17 protein-coding genes are annotated in these 18,079 nt (G+C 50.7%); 7 read left to right on the forward strand and 10 right to left on the reverse strand.

The annotated features are described in order from the left end of the window. The first annotated feature begins 41 nt into the window (after nucleotides 1-41). A complete protein-coding gene (locus NSU14_RS25595; protein ID WP_179093399.1) occupies nucleotides 42-470 on the forward strand; it encodes an Lrp/AsnC family transcriptional regulator in 429 nt (142 codons plus the stop codon). A gap of 487 nt (nucleotides 471-957) precedes the next feature. Here NSU14_RS25595 and NSU14_RS25600 read toward each other — a convergent pair whose 3' ends face one another. Together NSU14_RS25600 and NSU14_RS25605 are read right to left on the reverse strand one after the other, a co-directional pair. Further along, the gene (locus NSU14_RS25600; protein ID WP_340942393.1) at nucleotides 958-2,049 is read right to left on the reverse strand and encodes an IS4 family transposase; all 1,092 of its coding nucleotides are present in this window, start codon (nucleotides 2,047-2,049) and stop codon (nucleotides 958-960) included. Nucleotides 2,050-2,871: 822 nt separating this feature from the next. Continuing rightward, entirely contained in the window at nucleotides 2,872-9,834 is a 6,963-nt protein-coding gene (locus NSU14_RS25605; RefSeq protein WP_340947719.1) for an S-layer homology domain-containing protein, read from the reverse strand. A 227-nt stretch (nucleotides 9,835-10,061) separates the two neighbouring features. Here NSU14_RS25605 and NSU14_RS25610 point away from each other — a divergent pair, with 227 nt between their 5' ends. Beyond that, nucleotides 10,062-10,703, forward strand: coding sequence for a pentapeptide repeat-containing protein (locus NSU14_RS25610; RefSeq protein WP_042134244.1), 642 nt, complete (start codon nucleotides 10,062-10,064; stop codon nucleotides 10,701-10,703). Here NSU14_RS25610 and NSU14_RS25615 read toward each other — a convergent pair. After that, on the reverse strand, nucleotides 10,700-11,185 hold the full coding sequence (locus NSU14_RS25615; protein WP_081969846.1) for a SprT family protein: 486 nt from the start codon (nucleotides 11,183-11,185) through the stop codon (nucleotides 10,700-10,702). The genes NSU14_RS25610 and NSU14_RS25615 overlap by 4 nt on opposite strands. A gap of 121 nt (nucleotides 11,186-11,306) precedes the next feature. On the opposite strand from NSU14_RS25615, the gene NSU14_RS25620 reads away from it, so the two are divergent. Continuing rightward, nucleotides 11,307-11,666: a hypothetical protein gene (locus NSU14_RS25620; protein ID WP_039296308.1), complete on the forward strand. Its 360-nt coding sequence runs from the start codon at nucleotides 11,307-11,309 to the stop codon at nucleotides 11,664-11,666. Nucleotides 11,667-11,793: 127 nt separating this feature from the next. Next, nucleotides 11,794-11,931 carry a cortex morphogenetic protein CmpA gene (gene cmpA, locus NSU14_RS25625; RefSeq protein ID WP_099052445.1) on the forward strand — a complete coding sequence of 46 codons (138 nt, stop codon included), beginning with the start codon at nucleotides 11,794-11,796 and terminating at the stop codon, nucleotides 11,929-11,931. Nucleotides 11,932-12,044: 113 nt separating this feature from the next. Here cmpA and NSU14_RS25630 read toward each other — a convergent pair whose 3' ends face one another. Next, complete coding sequence (locus NSU14_RS25630; protein WP_179093398.1) at nucleotides 12,045-12,212, reverse strand: hypothetical protein; 168 nt, start codon at nucleotides 12,210-12,212, stop codon at nucleotides 12,045-12,047. A 124-nt stretch (nucleotides 12,213-12,336) separates the two neighbouring features. After that, complete coding sequence (locus NSU14_RS25635; protein WP_340947720.1) at nucleotides 12,337-12,831, reverse strand: DinB family protein; 495 nt, start codon at nucleotides 12,829-12,831, stop codon at nucleotides 12,337-12,339. A gap of 182 nt (nucleotides 12,832-13,013) precedes the next feature. On the opposite strand from NSU14_RS25635, the gene NSU14_RS25640 reads away from it, so the two are divergent. Further along, the gene (locus NSU14_RS25640; protein ID WP_076242345.1) at nucleotides 13,014-13,589 is read left to right on the forward strand and encodes a CGNR zinc finger domain-containing protein; all 576 of its coding nucleotides are present in this window, start codon (nucleotides 13,014-13,016) and stop codon (nucleotides 13,587-13,589) included. Between the two features lie 3 nt (nucleotides 13,590-13,592). Here NSU14_RS25640 and NSU14_RS25645 read toward each other — a convergent pair whose 3' ends face one another. Together NSU14_RS25645 and NSU14_RS25650 are read right to left on the reverse strand one after the other, a co-directional pair. Then, the gene (locus NSU14_RS25645) at nucleotides 13,593-14,726 is read right to left on the reverse strand and encodes a GGDEF domain-containing protein (protein WP_256703727.1); all 1,134 of its coding nucleotides are present in this window, start codon (nucleotides 14,724-14,726) and stop codon (nucleotides 13,593-13,595) included. Nucleotides 14,727-15,016: 290 nt separating this feature from the next. Next, nucleotides 15,017-15,190: a hypothetical protein gene (locus NSU14_RS25650; RefSeq protein ID WP_042134236.1), complete on the reverse strand. Its 174-nt coding sequence runs from the start codon at nucleotides 15,188-15,190 to the stop codon at nucleotides 15,017-15,019. A 132-nt stretch (nucleotides 15,191-15,322) separates the two neighbouring features. Between NSU14_RS25650 and NSU14_RS25655 the strand changes: the two genes are divergently transcribed. Further along, nucleotides 15,323-15,622 (forward strand): hypothetical protein, encoded by a 300-nt coding sequence (locus NSU14_RS25655; protein WP_042134234.1) that lies wholly within the window; start codon nucleotides 15,323-15,325, stop codon nucleotides 15,620-15,622. A 286-nt stretch (nucleotides 15,623-15,908) separates the two neighbouring features. Beyond that, entirely contained in the window at nucleotides 15,909-16,868 is a 960-nt protein-coding gene (locus NSU14_RS25660) for an S-layer homology domain-containing protein (RefSeq protein WP_179093397.1), read from the forward strand. Between the two features lie 150 nt (nucleotides 16,869-17,018). Here NSU14_RS25660 and NSU14_RS25665 read toward each other — a convergent pair whose 3' ends face one another. The 3 genes from NSU14_RS25665 to NSU14_RS25675 all read right to left on the reverse strand — a co-directional run bounded on the left by NSU14_RS25665 (nucleotide 17,019) and on the right by NSU14_RS25675 (nucleotide 18,069). Next, nucleotides 17,019-17,177 carry a hypothetical protein gene (locus NSU14_RS25665; protein ID WP_340947721.1) on the reverse strand — a complete coding sequence of 53 codons (159 nt, stop codon included), beginning with the start codon at nucleotides 17,175-17,177 and terminating at the stop codon, nucleotides 17,019-17,021. 173 nt (nucleotides 17,178-17,350) lie between these two features. Next, nucleotides 17,351-17,542, reverse strand: coding sequence for a hypothetical protein (locus NSU14_RS25670; protein WP_156118546.1), 192 nt, complete (start codon nucleotides 17,540-17,542; stop codon nucleotides 17,351-17,353). Between the two features lie 113 nt (nucleotides 17,543-17,655). Beyond that, nucleotides 17,656-18,069: a hypothetical protein gene (locus NSU14_RS25675; protein ID WP_336101719.1), complete on the reverse strand. Its 414-nt coding sequence runs from the start codon at nucleotides 18,067-18,069 to the stop codon at nucleotides 17,656-17,658. Nucleotides 18,070-18,079: the final 10 nt, after the last annotated feature.

The following is an 18,079-nucleotide window of genomic DNA, read 5'->3' on the forward strand; positions in this document are numbered from 1 at the left end:
ATTAGCCTGTTCTACTTTCACCCGGAAAGGAAATTACACTTATGATGCCCTACCTCATTGACGATACGGATTACCGCATCTTACAGCTTCTCATAGAAGACTCTACATTAAGCCACAAAGATATCGGAGCTGAAGTTCACCTGACCGGCCAAGCCGTTGGCGCGCGTATCCGCAGAATGCGGGAGCTGGAGATTATTGAAGGCTACACTATCCGCTGGAACCCGCTCCGGATCGGGCAGAATATGCATGCTTTTATTACGGTTTTTCTCAGCACCAACGCCGCTCATCTGCCCTTCCAGAACTTTGCGAAGAACCATACGAGTGTCGCGGAGCTGTACCGCATCAGCGGGGAGGGCTGCTATTGGATGCGCGTACGTACCGTGAATCAGGAAGCGCTGACTGCTTTTCTCGATGAGCTGCTGAGGTACGGCAATTACCGGGTCAACCTGGATATGGGCCAGATCAAGTAGTTCTGTTGCAGGCTGAGGGCAGGTATAGGGCAGGCAGAGGGCAGCAGAAGGCAAACAGAGCGAACCTTTTGTAAGGCTTGCCTTCCTTGCGGATAGGGGGCGAGGTTAAAGTCTTAGTTAGAAACAAGTTATCCGGGCTGCGAATTAATTGGTTCTCTAGGAGTTGCACCCGCGAACGTGCTCACGATAGAACTACGTATGGAATCATCCATAAGACCGGCAGCGGAAGTAGCTATGGAACCAGCAGTGGGAGTAGCTATGGAATCAGCAGTGAGACCGCCCTAGGAAAACTTCAGCAAAAATTTCGACGAAAATATTATTTGCAACTGCAGATGAAAATTTAAAACACTCTCCACTCTGTATGCCCCGCTCAGCCGACTTTGGGTAAAATTATAGCTACTCTTCCTATATGAGCGGGAGTACTGGAGAATTGTTACCTTCAGATCCGGAATTGTTGTACTTTTTGCAAGCCTGTTGATTCCCCATATTATGGTATGGATATAATTCCCAAAACAACCTTGTTCCTGAGCAGACTAAGTTGAACCTGCCACTCCAGCGGAAGACTAAATATACGCCAATGCTGCATAAATTCCCAAAGGGTCAGTTGAGCAAAGGCAGGCACGTTGGGGTGGATTTCATCATAAACACGTCTCAGAAGTACATAGACCGCAAGGGCCACAAACAATTGGCTGTATACTGCATTTTCAGTGGTTCCAAATAGACATGGCACGTTCAGATGCTGTTTAATCCAGCGGAAAAAGACTTCAATTTCCCAGCGTGCCTTATAGATTTCAGCGATCACATAAGCAGACTCTTTTCTCAAATCGGTCACGACCCGTACGACTTCCCCCCGGTCATTCTCAAATTCTACGACCCGGTGGCGCTTAGCGGATTGGCACTTCCCTTGACCGATATAACAAGTAATATCACGAACAATGTTCGTTTCTCCCTCTGCGGGTCGCTGGAGGTTTCTCGGCTTCACCAAATGGAGATTGTCTTTGAGTCGAATCACAAACGACTGGCCCTGAAGCACATATTGATCCAATCTGCTGATTTTTCCGTACGCCCGATCCTGTACCAAAATGTAGTCCGTATCTGCCAAGACTTCTCCAAACGGAGCGTCATTGCGCTTCGCGATCGATTCCTCCACGTTCACGGGTGAACGCTGACCCTGCGAAAGAGCAACATGCAGCTTAATGCCCCCTCTGAATTTTTTGTACGAGGCCCAAGGCATTCGGGAGTTCGCCGCCGTGACCGTAGTCGAGTCAATCAGCAGAAGATCTTTAGGCAGATTCAGATGCCGCCGGGTTTGACGGTTACATTTCGTGACGAGCATTTGAAAGATACGTTTGAAGATTTCGTAAGGGACTTCACCGGCCTTGCCGGAAAGGGTGGAGTAATGAATCTCAGGCAAGTCAAAGTTTGGGCCTAAGCGGGCACTTTGCCGGAAGCCGTCCCATTTGTGGTAGCAGGCTTGGACAAAGTAATCGAGTAGCAACCCGACGGTCATTTTGGTTCCTCTATCCACGTAGTCCTTGGTTTGTCCGGTCACCATTTCGACTTCATCCGATGTTAACACTTGTTTGAAAACAGCTAAGAATGGGGTATATTTATTCATGAGGTCGCCTCATTTCGGTTTGGTTTGGTCGTACTTACCATTACCCGAAATGGCGGCCTTTTTTGTCCCTTTTTTTGGGAAATCAACACGCCTATACTTTTTGCAAGATTTTTGGCGGTTTGGCGGTTGTGAACCCACATTGTTGTACTTTTTGCAAGAATTCTGACGGGTTGGCAGTTTTGAGCCTCAAATTGTTGTATTTTCTGCAGGATTTCTGGTAAGTAGGTAGTTTTGAACCATACATTGTTGTATTTCCTGCAGGATTTCTGGTAAGTAGGTAGTTTTGAACCATACATTGTTGTATTTCCTGCAAGATTTCAGCCGTCTCGCACCTCTCTGTCCCACCAATCTGCCGGCTTCGGGCGATATTAAACACACTTCTGCGTCTCTCCTTTTCTCCATTCTGTTGACTTCAGCTTATTCAAACACAATTCTGCGTCTCCGTTCCTCCAAACTGCCAACTTTGAGCGATATCAAAGACACGTCTGCGCCTCCGTCCCTCCAATCTGGCAACTTTGAGCGATACTTAGGATACTTCGTCGTCTCCTTTCCTTCACTCCATTCTGCCAACTTTCAGCTAATTCAAAGACACTTCTGCGTTGTATTTCCTCTTTAGTCCACTTCCTGCTTTAGTCTATTTCCTCTTTAGTCCACTTCGAGCGAGTTAAAAAACACGGCCTCCTGGCCTAGATAAAAATAAGCCGCCGCAAAGGAAGACGGGGGAAATCCCGCGTTCCTTTGCGGCGGCTTGTAGGTTGTTCGTTAAGCCGTAACGACTAGCGGCTACTCGTTCAGCAGCTTGCCCGCACGGAGCAGGCGGGTCAGAATAATGGCGGTTTCTGCACGGCTGGTGTTGCTGTCCGGCGCAAAGTATCCGGCGAATTGGCCGTTCATAATGCCGGTGGCGGTTAATGTGTCTACAGCTTCCTTAGCCCAAGCAGAGATACTGGCAGCATCCTTAAATGTGCCTGGCCCCGGCAGTGCTGACGCAGAAGCTGCTTCATTAATTGCTGCATTGGCGTGAAGCAGCTTCCAGGCTCTGGCGGCCATGACCGCCATCTGCTCTCTGGTGATCATCGCATCCGGACGGAAGGAACCGTCCGCGTAGCCTTGAACCAGCCCCAACAATACGGCGGTCTCCGCGTCAGCGGCGTACCAGGAGCTGGCCGGCACATCGCGGAAAGCGACGGCTGCAGCCGGCAGCGCAGCCGGCTGCAGGCCAAGCGAGCGGACCAGCATGGACGCGAATTCCGCCCGGCTGACGGTACGCTGCGGCGCAAAGACACCGGCCGACTGGCCGTTCACAATCAATCTGCTGGCCAGCAGATTGATCTCATCCTTGGCCCAGTGAGCGTAGATATCGCCGAAGCTTGCCGGATTCACGGCAACGGCCATTATACCTCCGGCCAAGCTGCTCTTAACGGTAACCCGGGTCACACCTGCCCCGGATTCGAATACTGCCGGAACGTAACGGAAGGTTCCGTCCTTGGCATTATAGACCAGCGCCACTGCTGTCTTGACGTCCATTACTTCGTTAATGGTGAATGTACGCTCGACATGTACAGTGCCGAAGCTTCCGGCCGGCAATGAGGTCTTGCCGTCCGTAACATTCAAGGTGAAGCCTGCCGGCGTTCCCTTCACCTTATAGTTCTGCTTGCCTGCAGCGGCAAGCAGCCCCGCAAGCTCCGCGCCTGTCTGCGGCGCGAGCTTGAACTCCAGCGTTCCATCAGGCAGCTTCGCGCCCTTCAGAACGCTGTCCGCCAGGGACAGCGGGAGACGGTAGGACGCGTCCCCGCTCCGCACCACCAGTACAGCGTCTGGACTCGCCGCTGCCGCTGCCCGCAAGGCAGTCCCGCTGAAGCGTGCGGAACCCTCTGCATTAGCCGCCACTTCAATTACCTTCTGCCCGGCGGCAATACTCTTGAGCTGCGCATCGTTATTAGCCGCAGGCACAATCACGGACGCCGGGGTAGCCGCAGGAGTTGCCTGCGGGTTCGGGTTCGCATTCGGACTCGGAGCCGCCGTCGGACTTGGAGTCGGACTTGGAGCCGCAGTCGGATTCGGACTTGGAGTTCCCGGATCGACAGGGTCTACCGGGTCCACCGGGTCAACTGGGTCAACCGGATCGACAGGGTCAACCGGGTCGACAGGGTCAGCAGCCGATATCACAAGATCATACACTCTTGTGCTGCCAAGGGCGGACACGGTAAAGGTAGTGTTCCCTTTAGCAACTGCCTGCAGCTTCCCTTCTTCCACAGTGGCAAGGCTGCTGCCTGCAATACTGATGACTGCCTGTGCAGTGATATCTGTACCTTTCTGATCCAGTACCTGCAGCTTGGAGCTGGTTCCCTCTTTTAATACCACAGGTCCGGTCTGTCCATCCCCAAGCTTGATCGAGAATGGCTTGACGCTGCTTGCGATACCTTGATTCTTCTCCAGAACCGTAAATGTTGACGAGGTGTTCGCCACCAGATTCATCCGCTCCCCGCGGATAATCAGGTTATCAGCCAGCAGACTGCCTCTCATCTCCTTCGTAATCTCTACTCCGTTAGTGCCTGCTCCATCGATCACGTTATCTGTTAGGGTGATTCCGTCCATATTCAGATTACCGTGGACGATGAGCCCGGAATAGGTGCTGTCCAGCGCAATGTTATTGCGGATTAGCACATTGCTGTTGATGTTATTTTCCCCGGTATAGAGCCATATTGCCCCCAGATTCACACCATAGCCGGAATCATAACTGCCGGTACGCAGCAGGGTGTTCCGCTCCACAACGGTCGTGCCCTGGAACGGCTCTGCGCTGAAGCGTGTGGATACAGCAATCCCCGCTCCGTTCGTCACCGTGTCCTTCACAATATTGTCCTGGATCTTATTATCCTTGCCGCCGAACACGACGATATTATCAGCCAGCCACGGCAGAGATACATTGTTAAAGCGTACCGTATTATTAAAGCTTGGCGTCCGCTCGCTGCCGTTGACATCATTCAGCCCGGCATCGGTGAAGGACCACATGGCGATACCATCATCGCCCGGATAGCGGATATCGCTCTGCTCCATCATGCTGTTCCCTGTACCTACAGCGAAGTTGATCCCGTCCGCCATCAGGTTGCGGATACGCAGCCCGGCCATATAGAGGCCATTGGTGCGCGCTTTCTCACCTTTGGGCTGGGTCAGCCATAAGCCTGCTTTGGTATGCTCAATCCATACATTCTGAATGACCGAACCTTGACCGAAGGCGCCGTGAAAAGCATTCGTAACCGCCTCATCGTCACGCACGTTAATGCCGCCCTCAATCAGCAGATCGTATACGCCGGTCTTGCCGCCGTGGCCGTAGAACTTGGCGCCGTTCAGCGTCGTGTACCACATGCCTGCGCCGCGGATCTCCGCATCGTCCAGATCCAGCAGTCCGCTGCCGACATTGAAGCTGCCTTCCGGGAACCAGACGCCTGCATCCTGAGCTTCGGCTACGGCAAGTGCAGCCTTAAATGCAGCAGTATCATCGCCATCATCCCCGGCAATGGCTCCAAAATCAGTGACAGACAGGAAGCCCTCAGGCTGAGCCAGCGCAGGTGCAACCTGCTCCATATCCGCCAGATCGATTACATAAGAGGCGGCATGATCATCCGCGCTTTTCTCAAGGCGGATTACTGCTCCTGCCGGAGCCTCACCGATCAGCGCATGAATCTCGTCATAGAAGCGGTGTCCGCTGCCTTGACGCGGGTCATTCGACCATGGGTAGCTGCCGTATTCCCAGGCGTATTTTGACGTGAGATTAAGCACCCGGCGTTCCCCATTCACGAAGAGCGACAAGGTTTCCTCTGCTCCCGCCCCATCCGGACTGTCCGGTATGGAATAACGGAGTACGATTGAATTCGCAGGTTTGGCCAGCGTAAACTCCACATACTCGCCGGTGTTTTTCAGGATGACTGCTTCGCGTCCTGAAGCCTCCGAAGCCAGACTGCGGTATTTCCGTGAAGGCGTGACCAGCGTTCCATTCGTAACGGCATCCTCCGCTTCATAGCTGATATAAGGAAGCGTAGCTCCGCGGTAGGTTTTATTGATGCTATCTTTGACAGTCAGGCTATCGATTGTGATCCCGCTCGATGACGCTTCTGCGTTACTGAATGAAACCGTATTGATTCCTGTCCGCAGGTCAAGCGTAAGCTCAGCCGTCTGCCATACGGAAGCGGAGGCTCTGGCAGCAAGGCTTACATCGCCCTGCTTAAGACCATTGACCAGGGTCTCCAGCTCAGCCGCAGCGGCGGAAGCATTCCGGTAACGGAGCACAACGTCGTATTCCTCCGCTACATCAGCATTCACGGCAAACCGCAGCACCCCATCCCCATGGAATGCCTCTTGCCCGGCATACACAGCATCTTGAGGTACAGGAACAAAGTTCCACAGAGCGTCCTGCGCTGCATCCGCCCCCAGCTGAACTCCTGCGTCCCCATAAATAAGCGCAGATTGCTTATCCGCACTTAACAGCAGCCGGTATCCCAGCTTATCCTGGATACTCCACTGTGCGTCTTCCTTGTCATCGGAATCCACAAGGACAACAGCGCCCTCCTGATCGCGCGCAAGATAATGGCCCGTCTGGACATTCATCACCCGGTTCCGGCCATTGAAATCCTGCACCAGCCATTGCGCCTGGGCCGGACCTCCGGAAGCATCAGCATAAACCAGCTTGCCGTCCTTTTCCGCCACTATCGTGCCGTCCATTCCTTGCGGTGCGATGGTAATGATATTCGTGTCGTTCTGGACCGGTGTAGCCGTATCCGTGTTTCCGGCTTCGCCTTCCGGCATGTTGAATTCTTGCGGTGCAGCTTCGAGTGTCCATTGCAATGACGCCTCAGTGTCCAGCAGCAATGCGCGCTCAGCATATCCCGTCTTATTCTGCAAGTTGATGTACTCATCGTTATATTCACCGTAGAGACTGCGGATGGTGTAATGCTTGGCATCTGCAGCGAGACTGACATCCCATGCTGAAGCGCCGGTATCCGCCGGATCACCGCCGGTACTCTCCAGGAATGAGTAATCACTGTTTAGAGTAATATAATGGCCCGTGGCACGATTCACGATATATTGCTGCCCTGCATCCGTAACGATACTCCAGTGCGAGTAACCATTATCTGAAGCAGGCTGGCCGTACAGCACAACTCCGTGTTTGTTCTCATACAGGTAATCTCCGGTGCCTGCATTTTTGAACCGGACAGGGGCGACTGGAAGCGGCGGTACCGGTTCGAAAACAGGCTCAGCAGTAAACTGCACACTGTCCCTGACGGCAGCATCCGCAGCCTTGCTAATCCGGATTACCGGATAGCCGTTATCATCAGCGGCGCCATACAGGTAATGGCCTGCCCAGGCACTTTTGAAGGTAGTACGTCCTGATTCCTGCATATCAACTATCCATCTGATGCTTGCCCAGACGTCATATACCGTCTGCTCCGTCCGGACGGGGCCCGCGGGCTCTTCCTGTTCAATGACCGCTGCCAGACTCTCCAGGGAAATGTACCTTCCGGTGCCTCGATTCTTCAGCTTGACCGCACCGTTACTGCCGGGGATATCGATCAGCTGCCAGACGAAGGAATCGTCTCCGGGAATAAGCTCTCCGTACGTAGCCTGACCGACTGTGGGATCAGCAGCACCGCCACCGCCACCCGCACCAGCAGTTGCAGTATCACCTGCATCCAGAGCGAGCAATGCCTCTTCCTCTTTAGCAGCCTTCTCCGCTATATCCTCCAAGTCTCCGCCAGCCTGATCCTGCGGATCATACACATCCGCTGTAACTGTACCGTCATTAACCGGAAGTGTAACCTTCAGCACAGGAGCAGGAACAGCATCATCCTTAAGATACTGATCGGCCCCGTTCACTCCATCCAGCTTGAAGCGGAACAAATCATGTTTCTTCTCGGTTACGGGTACGAACTTCCACTTGGGACTGCCCCAATCTGGATTGATCACCCCATACTCGGCATATTTGGTCAGATTCTGCAAAGAAATATACTTCAGCGGACGCTTGTTCGGCTCCTTATCCAGCACACTCGCGATCACATAGGTGCTGTCGCCGGTATTTCTGCCGGTCCAGATGTACGCCGGATCCACATTATCCTTACCGTCAAGCGGAGCCACTGAAATATGACCATCCGGCATCTGCGCTACATTCATGTAGTGGCCTGTTTTTTTATTCTGAAAAAGCTTGCGGCCGTTGTACTTCTCAATCAGCCACTGGTCTGACCCGTCCTCCTGCATATTGCCGTATTTCAGCACACCGTCGCTGCTCTCATACCAGTAGAAGGACTGCCAGGTATTCTGAATCCGGTAATAATGAAGGGAGCCGTCTGTCGGGATGTCCGGGTCAAGCAGCTGCCACTGGGCAGACAGCGAGCTTGCATCAGAGCCTGCGCCGGCATGTCCGCCTCCCATCAGGGACAGATAGTTTCCCGGAGCCCCTACATTCTCAATCGTCTGGTAGTCATCATAATCATCCGATTCATTGAAATCCCACTGATCGGAAGGCAGACTACTATTCATCGTCACGGCAGCAGCGGCACCATCCGCATAGTTAAGATAATGTCCGGTGGCTGCATTGCGGATGCGTTTATGGCCGTCATAGTCCTCGGCGTACCACAGGTATTGACTCTCATCTGCTGCATCCGGGGCGATAACCCCATGCTGGAGCTCGCCGCCTGCAGCTTCATACAGGAAATCGGTTGCTACTTGCGCATCGGTATAGGTGGCAATCCGCACCGGCTGCAGCTCGCTAACCGTGACGATCCGCCACTGCGCACTTGGATTGCCTCCCCAGCCCGGCCAATTGTTGGAGCGCACATCGCTGTCACCGTCATACTGGGGATTGAGCCATAATGAATTCCCGCCGTCGGTCAGACCCTGATTGCGGAAGGTTACAAGCCCTGCCTCCGGGGTGCCCGGTGCCGGCTCTTGGACCCACTCACTCAGATTTGCTTTGGCCGGATCAATCTCAGCCGAGAAGACCCCATACCAATGCTCTTCATTCTGCTTGATGTAGTGTCCGGTCGCCCGGTTGCGGATCAACAGTGTCCCGGAATCTGTACCCGGTTCCAGAAACCACTGTGCTGCCTCATTACTGAGCGGCTGTGCACCGTGCTGTACCTTCCCCTCATTCTCAAACATGACGTTGCCCGGGCGCATCACACTTTCGATCCGGACAGGCGCTGCATTCAGACTCACAAAAGCCCACTGCGGACTCTCAAACGTAATGTTGATATCCGCACTGGCCTGGGCATAACCCAGCTGATTCTCCTCATGGATGACCAGCTTGCTCTCCTGAGCCGTCGCACTGCGGATGACCATATAGCCGGCTCTGTTTGAAGTATCTATCAGCCATTGGTCAGCGGTGCTCCCCCCGCCCGGGGCAGCAGCTGCCTTGAGTGAATCCTCTTTGCCCGCATTGCCTTCAAGCGTAATGAAGTGGCCGGTCTTCACATTCTGAATCCGTGATAAGCCGCCCTCCGTGACCACATTCCAATGGGAAGAGGTATCCGCCGGGTTAGTCATTCCGTAGCGGACAACGCCTTCGCTTGTCTCATACAAAAAATTGCTCTTCCACTTGTTCTTAATCAGAACAGTACCCGCTGGAATTTGCGCTGCGCCTGTTCCCAGGACACCCTCTGCATGGACGGAACCTCCTGTTCCCGCCAGAGACAGGTTCGGAAAAATAAGCAACAGCGCCAGCAGTCCCGCGACCACGGACCTGAATCGTTTCATAAGTGCGCCCCCTCTAACTAAAATGGACTTCTTTTTCATCTTAGTTTGGTAACGCTTACAAAACGATGTGTGATTTTATCCATCCACAGGTGTATTTGTACGTACATGCTTAAGGCGGGCTGTAGCCGCTGTAATTGACAAAAGCCCCGGTTCGCAGGATAGTTAACTCATTCAGCCGCCAAGTTGTCCATACTTGAACGGATGGAACTAATTCTACGGAGGCATTCATGAATAACAAGATCGAACAACCCCGAATCCCGGAACCGGAGCTATTGCTGCCGCAGCAGATTCACTCTCTGTCTTCCAAGGACGAATTCAGCCGCTGTCTCATTTCCGGAGCGCTAATTGAATACCAGGATGCTGCCAGAGTGTCCTTTGATAAGGTTATTTTCAAAAATGTAACGATCACTGAATCCTCTCTGCACGGCATTGAGCTAACCGATGTCATCTTCGATCATTGTGACCTGTCCAATGTCGATTTCAGCGATGCCTTCATGCATAGGACAGAATTCAGGGATTGCCGTTTGATTGGCACGGACTTCACGAGAGCGAGGCTTCAAAATGTATCGGTGACCGGGTGCATCGGGGAGTTCGCGGTGTTCCGGTTTGCTAATTTCAAAGGAGCCTCCTTCGAGCGCAGCTCGCTGATCAGCGCCGATTATTATCAGTCCACCTTAAGCGGCCTCTATTTCTCGGAATGCAATCTGGATCAGGCCACACTGGCCGGGTGCAAGCTGAAGGATATCGATCTGAGCGATTGCGAGTTCACCGGCCTCGTGGTGGACCTCCAGGACCTGGACGGCTGTGTAATCTCTGCGGAGCAGGCGGCTTCTTTCGCCGGACTGCTGGGCCTGGTGATTAAATATTAAGTAGCCGGACCCGCACCTGCCTCCAGGGTGACCAGCTTCAGCTTGCCCGAACATTTCCCGCAGCGGTAACGCTTCGGATCGGCTCTGCGTTTGCGCAGATATTCGGTGGCACAGGCCACGCACACCAGCTTGTACCGGTAAGGCTGCGGCTTCCTCGCCTTGGCTCCCGGCAGTGTCTGGCAGTAGCGGCTGCCCCCGACCCGGGCGAGCAGTGTTTTGAAATCGGCATCCCGGTGCATATATCCCCGCTTCGCCAGATGCAGATGGTAATGGCAGAGCTCATGCTTGATGATTTTCTCCGTCTCCTCCCGGCCGTGGATGGCAAGCTGCTGGGGATTGATCTCTATATTATGGCTTTTGGTAAAATATCGTCCGCCCGTTGTCGTAAGTCTGCTGTTAAAGCTGGCTGTATGCCGGAAAGGCACGCCGAAGCTGTTCAGTGACACCTGCTCGATCCACTGCTGCAGCTCTTCGTTACTCATACTTATCATAGCGCTCCTTCACGGCTCCTCTCCCTAAGGAAATAAGATCTCTACTTGAATTGTAACTTGCCCATAGGCTACACTGTCAAGAAGGAAGACAAGTCCGGAGGGAGAATGAGTTATGCCGAAAATGCGGTATGTAATTTTGCAGCAGGATCAGGAACTGCAGTTCGTGGAGATGCCGGAGGAGTATGCTTACCAGCTGAGCGCCCTCAATCTTCGCCTGAATAAAGAAATTGACAAGCTGACTGCGGAGAATGTACCCGGTCTGCCGCGGGCGATTGCCGAGTGCGATTCCCTGGAGCTGCTGCGTGAGGAGCATCACCTGGAGTCCGGGCTGGCATATATCAACCGTCTGGAAAATGCTTTTGCCTCTATACAAGAGACTGAGTATCCGCTGATCTCGCTATTAACGGAAATCCGCGCGCTGCAGGCCCAGCTTGAGCAATGGTATGAAGAGGAAGAGGAAAGTGTGCAGTAGCTGGCAGTTGTAGGGATGGAGCTGTACGGCTAATTGCCACATGTAAATGAATGCTGCTGCCGCACCTTTGGGCGGCCTTCCCCATATGCTATCTGTACATAGGATGCATGCCAGAGGAGGGGTACCCTTGCCGCAGTGGCTTTGCCAACAGCTCATGAAGGCTTATTTCAAGAAAGACCGCCGTCAGATCAAACTGCTGAATGAATGCTGGTTCTTTTACCGGAATTCTGCCGAAACCCGTGAATTCATCACCAAAGACGTATAAGTATTATTCCGCATTATATCCGTAAGCGCCAAAAGGGAGTGACCGCGCAGCCGTAGAAATCATGGCTGTGGGGCACTCCCTTTAACATATATATCCAAGCCGGATTCTGTTGCTTAGAACATCGGGAATACATACTTCACCAGGAAGAACAGCAGTCCAAAAATGATGATGATATATGCGGCATATTTAATAAAGGTGGATGCGACGAGACTGGAATCCGATTTCTTGTGCACCTCTGTCCGTTCTACTTCAACACTTCTGTCCTTGGTATTCGGTTCCATCTTCAATCTCTCCTCTCGGTTCGTTAGCTGTATGTCATCCATTAACCCCCGTATTTCAGACTGAAACAAAAAGAAACGGGCACCGCCCTAAGGGACAGCGTCCGTTTCTACAGGAAATCAGCTTTTAGTCAAAGCTGCGTTGGCCCGGCCAGGAGCCCTGCAGCTTACGGACCAGTACGATCTGTCCTGTATGATAGGAATCATGCAGAATCAGACTCATTACTTCTTCGCCCGGTGCATGTCCGGAGCCGCCCCATTCATAAGCACCTTCCTCCAGGGCCACAATAATCTCCCGCAAAGAGGCATGAACGGACTTCAGCTTCGCAACTGCCTGGTTCCACGCCTCTTCCCCGCTCTCCGTTACCGTAAACGTAGCATCATTGCTCTCAAGATCAGGCAATTTCTCCAGGCCCTTAAGCTTGCGCAGCAGAAGTTCCTTATAATAAGTCAGATGATTGACGGTCTCCCAGATGGAATTGCCCGCTGCCCCCTCCGGCTTCCAGCTTGCCTGTTCACTAGTCACCCCTTCAAGCGCGTCTTTAAGCGGCGGCTGCCAATCCTCAACATCCATCACATAATCCCAGTTCTCCACCAGAACATCGCTAATCTTATTTTGCATATTTCACCCTCCTAAAGTTATATGGAACATCCTCTTCTCTGACTTTGGTAACGATTAAACAACCCAAATAACGGTTACATTAGAAATGTAGCATATTTGCCGGAGCGCTTCAAGTAACTAGCAAAACTTATTTTTAACTGTTACAATCAAAGGAAACATCGTGGTGAAAGGAAAGATGCAGCTTGCTGTGGGAGGATTTCATTAACAGCTACTGGCGGAATTGGCGGACAGGCGACCGGAGCAAGGACCGGGATAGGCTGGATGAACCGGAGTGGCTGGCAGAATGGCTGGCGGCACAGAAATTACCTGCGGCAGGACCGATTCTGCCGGTAGAACTGGAGCGGCTGAAGCAGCTGCGCGGATTATTATGGGACGAGGTACAACGGCTGGTGCAGGGACAACCTACGGAAAGCGCTCTGCTGGAACAGCTGAATCAATATATGGGTAACGGGCCTGTTCTGCGGAAAGTAGTCTGGGGTACCGGCGGCGAAGCCGGGATTTCATTGCTTCCCCAGCGTGCAGACTGGGAGCAGATTATGGCGGAGATAGCGGCTTCTTTTGCCGAAGCACTACTGGAGAAGGAAGCCTCACGTTTCCGGATTTGCGGAAATCCCGATTGTCTCTGGGTCTATTACGACGATACCCGCAACCGCTCGAAGCGCTACTGCGACGACAAGCTCTGCGGGAACCTGATGAAGGTCAGACGGTTCCGGGCGCGCAAGAAGGCTGCGGAGGATGAAGGAAATCTGCCGGACTAGCATTTAGACAGACTGCAAATGCCGGGTCTGCTGAAGCGGAGTCAATGTTGTGTTTTTGCCGGATTTTTTGGCAGTATAGAGCAGTTCATCCACTTCCTCAAACAACTGTTCTTTGGTGGCTCCTTCGGAGTAGCTTTTGAGTCCGATACTGACGGTCACTGCAGTATTCTCCAACTCTTCATGTAGAGTCTCCGACAGTTGCTGACGTACCCTGTCTGCCAGCTCGTAGGCTTCTTCATAGGTCTTCTCAAAAAAAAGAACCGCAAATTCCTCGCCCCCATAACGTGAGGCAATATCCGTTGGAGTGATATTATCTTTAATCACCTTGGCGACCCGCGCCAGCACTGCATCACCGGTACGGTGGCCGTATTTATCGTTAATCCGCTTGAAATTGTCAATATCAATCAAAGCCAGATGAAACGGCGCACCTTGATTCCCGTACTCCAGCGCTTTGTCGTAGAACTCGTGGAAGGAGATATGATTGTACAGGCCGGTCAGCGCATCCGTAGTGGACAGCTTGCGGATCACCGCGTTCTCGATCATCAGATTCTGCTTGGCCGTCAGTGTCGCTTCCAGATCACTCGCCAGCTCCCGCCCGTTAATAATAATAATGCTGGCTACCAGCGTGCCCACCAGCAGAAATAGCGGAATGGCAATCAGATCGAAATCATTCAGATAATATTTGAACCAGTAATCCCAACGGTAGAGAATGAAGAACGCAGCCGCCTGCAGGGCAGACGTAAATAAGGTCAGATCCAGCCGGAAAAAGATCGCCGAAGCAAAAATCGGCAGCAGCATCAGCGCCCCGATAATCCGGATATCCATATTCAGATGGATAATCATCATGGCAATAATGGTCCCGGACACAAACAGCAGGACAAAGGAATATTTCGGCGCAATCGCATCAACGAACTGGGTCACCCCGACAACCGCACTCATCAGCAGCGTCGGGTAGAGCAGAACATCATAATAAAATTCATGCGGGCCCATTGGGTATGAAAGAAATAAAAAAGCCCAGAGCTGCGCAGCAAAATGCAGAGCAATTACGAGCCAATAAGTACGCAAAAAACGCTTGATCCACTTGGCCTGCCGCTGTGCGGAAGTATCCGAGGGGCCCATGAAATCTCTTAATCTCAAACCATTCACCCGCTGCATGTAGATTTGATCAACACATTTCTATTATTTTAACATGATTTGCCCCGGGTACGATACTCACTTACGGGATATGTACTGATTTTTTTGGGGGTTAATGCGTCTACATATAGTGAGGGAAGTTACGAATGTCAGCCCTAGTGGAGCCTTGTGTGTCTGACAAATTCTAAGGTACGAAGGAGCTAGGAATTTCATAGGCGGGATATCAAAAAGCAAATAAAAAATGACCATCCAAATTGTGAGTTCTGGAGGCCATTACTTCTTCCAAACATGCTTTATTCTTCCGTCCCAATCTTTCCTTTTTCTTTTTCAAAATCTGCTATGTGTTGCTCGATCAAGTATTCGATCTGCATAGCAATAGACCGCTTATTTTTATCTGCGATATATTTAATTTTGTTGAAATTATCATCTTTTAAACGTAAAGTAAATACTCTTTTATCAGTTGCCATATGTTTGTACTCCCTAAAAGTGATGTCATTATTCTATCATTGTGAAAATAACGTTCATAGATTCACATTGACATCTAAGTGATGTCACCTTATAATTTTAGCTATATCATATTTTTTATCGGGGGAGCATACATGACAGATGTGGAGCATGCCTTTAACAAGTTTCTTTCCATACGTATGGAGTATATAGGAAGTTCTATACTATCTAATTCTGATGACTATAAGCATTTAATTTACGAATGCAATCAGTTGTTTGTAGAGTTGATTTCCTTGCTTCCCCAAGACTGCCAACTTCGTCTACAACATTATGAGACTAGTACCGTTCTACTCCAAAGTATTTCAGAAACGCTAATGTACAAGCAAGGCTTAAAAGATGGAATGAATCTCAACACTCTTCTACCCAATGAGTCACCTCAAAATAATCTTCAATAATTCCTTAGAACAGAAAAGTTCGTAATTGGCCTACTACAGCATCATTCCCTTTTTTCCACATTAGTATATCCTCATATTTCCACATTAAGATCCCGACAGTTTTACACTAACAACAAAAACAGCTTTCCCCCATTTCAACTTTCATAATTTCAGTTCTTTGCTCTCAATGCATACGCATACAGGAATTTTTCTTCGCCGGGTGCAACATTTCTCACCTAAAAGCCATCTTAATAGGTAGAGGTGATGCACAATGAGAACAACTAATATTATAAAGCGCGCAAAAAAAATGAGCATCGCGTGCGGAATCCTGGCTGCCAGCTTGTCGTTTGGAGCATCCGCTTTTGCCTTTTCTGATCTGAACGGACATTCTGCCGAAACCAAAATCAATGCGCTACATGCCGCCGGTGTGATTAACGGTATAACCAGCGATCTTTTTGCTCCCAACGCTAAAGTAACCCTGGCGCAAGGCGTTCAATTTCTCGTCAAAGGGCTGGCGCTGACGCCACTGACAGATACGGGCAGCACTTCCACGGCCAGCAGTTTTTTTGACAATGTAAAAGACAATGCCTGGTATGCCTCCTCATTCCTGACCGCCAAGCAGAGCGGTTTGACTCTGGCACAGAATGCCAATCCGAACGCAAACCTGACCCGCGCAGAATTCGCTCATCTGTTAACCGAAGCCTTGCAGAGCAAGGGTGATTTCCCGGTTACCAAAATGTATTTCATGGTCGAGGATGGCGACAAGCTCTCTTCCGATGTTATGAACAGCCTGCAGATACTGCTGAACACGAAGGTTATTACGCTGGACAACGGAAAATTCCGCCCGGCCGATATCATCACCCGCTCCGAGGCTGCTGTTATGGTTCATGATGCCGCTGAGTTTGCAGCACGGGCCATCAACCAAGACGATACAGTAATTGAGCCTTCTGAACCAGAACCAGTTCCGGTTAATAACTACGTTTCCAATGTTGTCCTGGAAAAAGCTGCTGAAGGCATCAATAAAGCCACCATCACCGTCGATAATCTGCCTAATCCCGGCTACGGCCTGGCGGTAGAGCGCATCGAATTCACCAGTCCCACCAAAGCAGTGATCTACTTCAAAATAACCCTGCCCGATCCGGATATGATGTACCCGCAAGTCATCACCAAAGGGACGGTCTCCACTTATCTGCCCGAAGGCTACACTGCTACAGCAGAGCCTGTAATGGGTTCGCGTTGGCTGCAGCCGGCAACCGATGTTGAGTGATTCTTGATAAAGACTTATTGTAAGGTTACAAGCAAATGAAAAACAGATCATGCCTGCATTCAGGGACATGATCTGTTTTTCATTTCACGCATTCCATGTTAAACAGTAGACGCATACTGCGAAGGACTACTTTCATCTAGCTATAGTAACCTATTTCTCTTTTGGAAGAAGCAATTCTCTTATAAAGGCGCCAACAAAACCAGAAAGAAGAACAATTACTACAATATTTAGTGATTTATCAAGTACTGAAGATGAAAAAATCACTCGAAAGCTCTTTGTTATGATGGTTATTACAAATACTAAAGACATAGTGATAAAACCTGCTCGGGCAGATATTTTCACTTCATTCATTCCTCTCTAAAACAAAATTACCAAAATCTAAAATATATTTAACACAAAGTGATTAAGTAATACGCAGTACGAGGAGGCCAGTAAAAAGCAGACCACTTACTAGCGGATTCTAAAGGAGCTCGTTTTAGAGTTCAAAATTTATCGGGATTTTTAATTCTAATTGAGGCTACTTCCCCACATTTTTTGCAGAATGTGTAAATAACCGGAGAACCAAAAGAAAATGTTTTACCAATCGGCATTACTCTAGCATCCACAGCGTTCACTTCACCTTTAGTAAAGGTAGTGCTTCCACAAGCTTTACAAGTTAAGCTTTCTTGGTTCATAATGGCCACCCCCAATAAAACATACGAATTATTCCAAATGGAGGTTTCATTATTAAAAAGCAGTAATGCACAGTTCGAAAATATTGGTTTTTTATATTGAAACTAATTCCCTCCTACGTATGAAAAACCGTCATCAGAAGAATCAGCAAACCGCTGATCAGCCCGAACAGTTCGAGTGCAAACATTCGGGAACGGATTTTGCGGAAAAATACGATAGAAGGATGGACCAGTCCAGCCGCCATATACAGGAGAGACAGCAGCAGGCCGAAGCTGAGCAGGGAAAAAATCGGGTTATCCGCCTGGGGCACACCAAGGAAAATGACCAGTAGGATGAGCGCGGTCAGCAAATACAGAAACCAGCGGGCAATTCGGATAGCTGGTCCGGATTGTACCGGGGGAGTGTTATCAGCGGCTAGCTGTTCACGGGTATGCTTCTCCAGTGCCCGCCGGAACTCCTCTGGATTCTCGTTGCGCATTCGCTGCATTTGGTTCGCATTGTCGATTCGCCGCTTCAGGCTTCTGAACATGCGGTTCTCT

Source organism: Paenibacillus sp. FSL R10-2771, from assembly GCF_038000205.1.
Lineage (GTDB): Bacteria > Bacillota > Bacilli > Paenibacillales > Paenibacillaceae > Paenibacillus_AQ > Paenibacillus_AQ phytohabitans.

What these genes read in the sequence shown, in the direction of transcription:
- NSU14_RS25675 (WP_336101719.1), bottom strand. Translation starts at nt 18,069, where the DNA reads ATGTTCAGAAGCCTGAAGCGGCGAATCGACAATGCGAACCAAATGCAG.
- NSU14_RS25610 (WP_042134244.1), top strand. Translation starts at nt 10,062, where the DNA reads ATGAATAACAAGATCGAACAACCCCGAATCCCGGAACCGGAGCTATTG.
- NSU14_RS25615 (WP_081969846.1), bottom strand. Translation starts at nt 11,185, where the DNA reads ATGAGTAACGAAGAGCTGCAGCAGTGGATCGAGCAGGTGTCACTGAAC.
- NSU14_RS25635 (WP_340947720.1), bottom strand. Translation starts at nt 12,831, where the DNA reads ATGCAAAATAAGATTAGCGATGTTCTGGTGGAGAACTGGGATTATGTG.
- NSU14_RS25595 (WP_179093399.1), top strand. Translation starts at nt 42, where the DNA reads ATGATGCCCTACCTCATTGACGATACGGATTACCGCATCTTACAGCTT.
- NSU14_RS25665 (WP_340947721.1), bottom strand. Translation starts at nt 17,177, where the DNA reads ATGTCTTTAGTATTTGTAATAACCATCATAACAAAGAGCTTTCGAGTG.
- NSU14_RS25605 (WP_340947719.1), bottom strand. Translation starts at nt 9,834, where the DNA reads ATGAAACGATTCAGGTCCGTGGTCGCGGGACTGCTGGCGCTGTTGCTT.
- NSU14_RS25620 (WP_039296308.1), top strand. Translation starts at nt 11,307, where the DNA reads ATGCCGAAAATGCGGTATGTAATTTTGCAGCAGGATCAGGAACTGCAG.
- NSU14_RS25630 (WP_179093398.1), bottom strand. Translation starts at nt 12,212, where the DNA reads ATGGAACCGAATACCAAGGACAGAAGTGTTGAAGTAGAACGGACAGAG.
- NSU14_RS25670 (WP_156118546.1), bottom strand. Translation starts at nt 17,542, where the DNA reads ATGAACCAAGAAAGCTTAACTTGTAAAGCTTGTGGAAGCACTACCTTT.
- NSU14_RS25660 (WP_179093397.1), top strand. Translation starts at nt 15,909, where the DNA reads ATGAGCATCGCGTGCGGAATCCTGGCTGCCAGCTTGTCGTTTGGAGCA.
- NSU14_RS25655 (WP_042134234.1), top strand. Translation starts at nt 15,323, where the DNA reads ATGACAGATGTGGAGCATGCCTTTAACAAGTTTCTTTCCATACGTATG.
- NSU14_RS25650 (WP_042134236.1), bottom strand. Translation starts at nt 15,190, where the DNA reads ATGGCAACTGATAAAAGAGTATTTACTTTACGTTTAAAAGATGATAAT.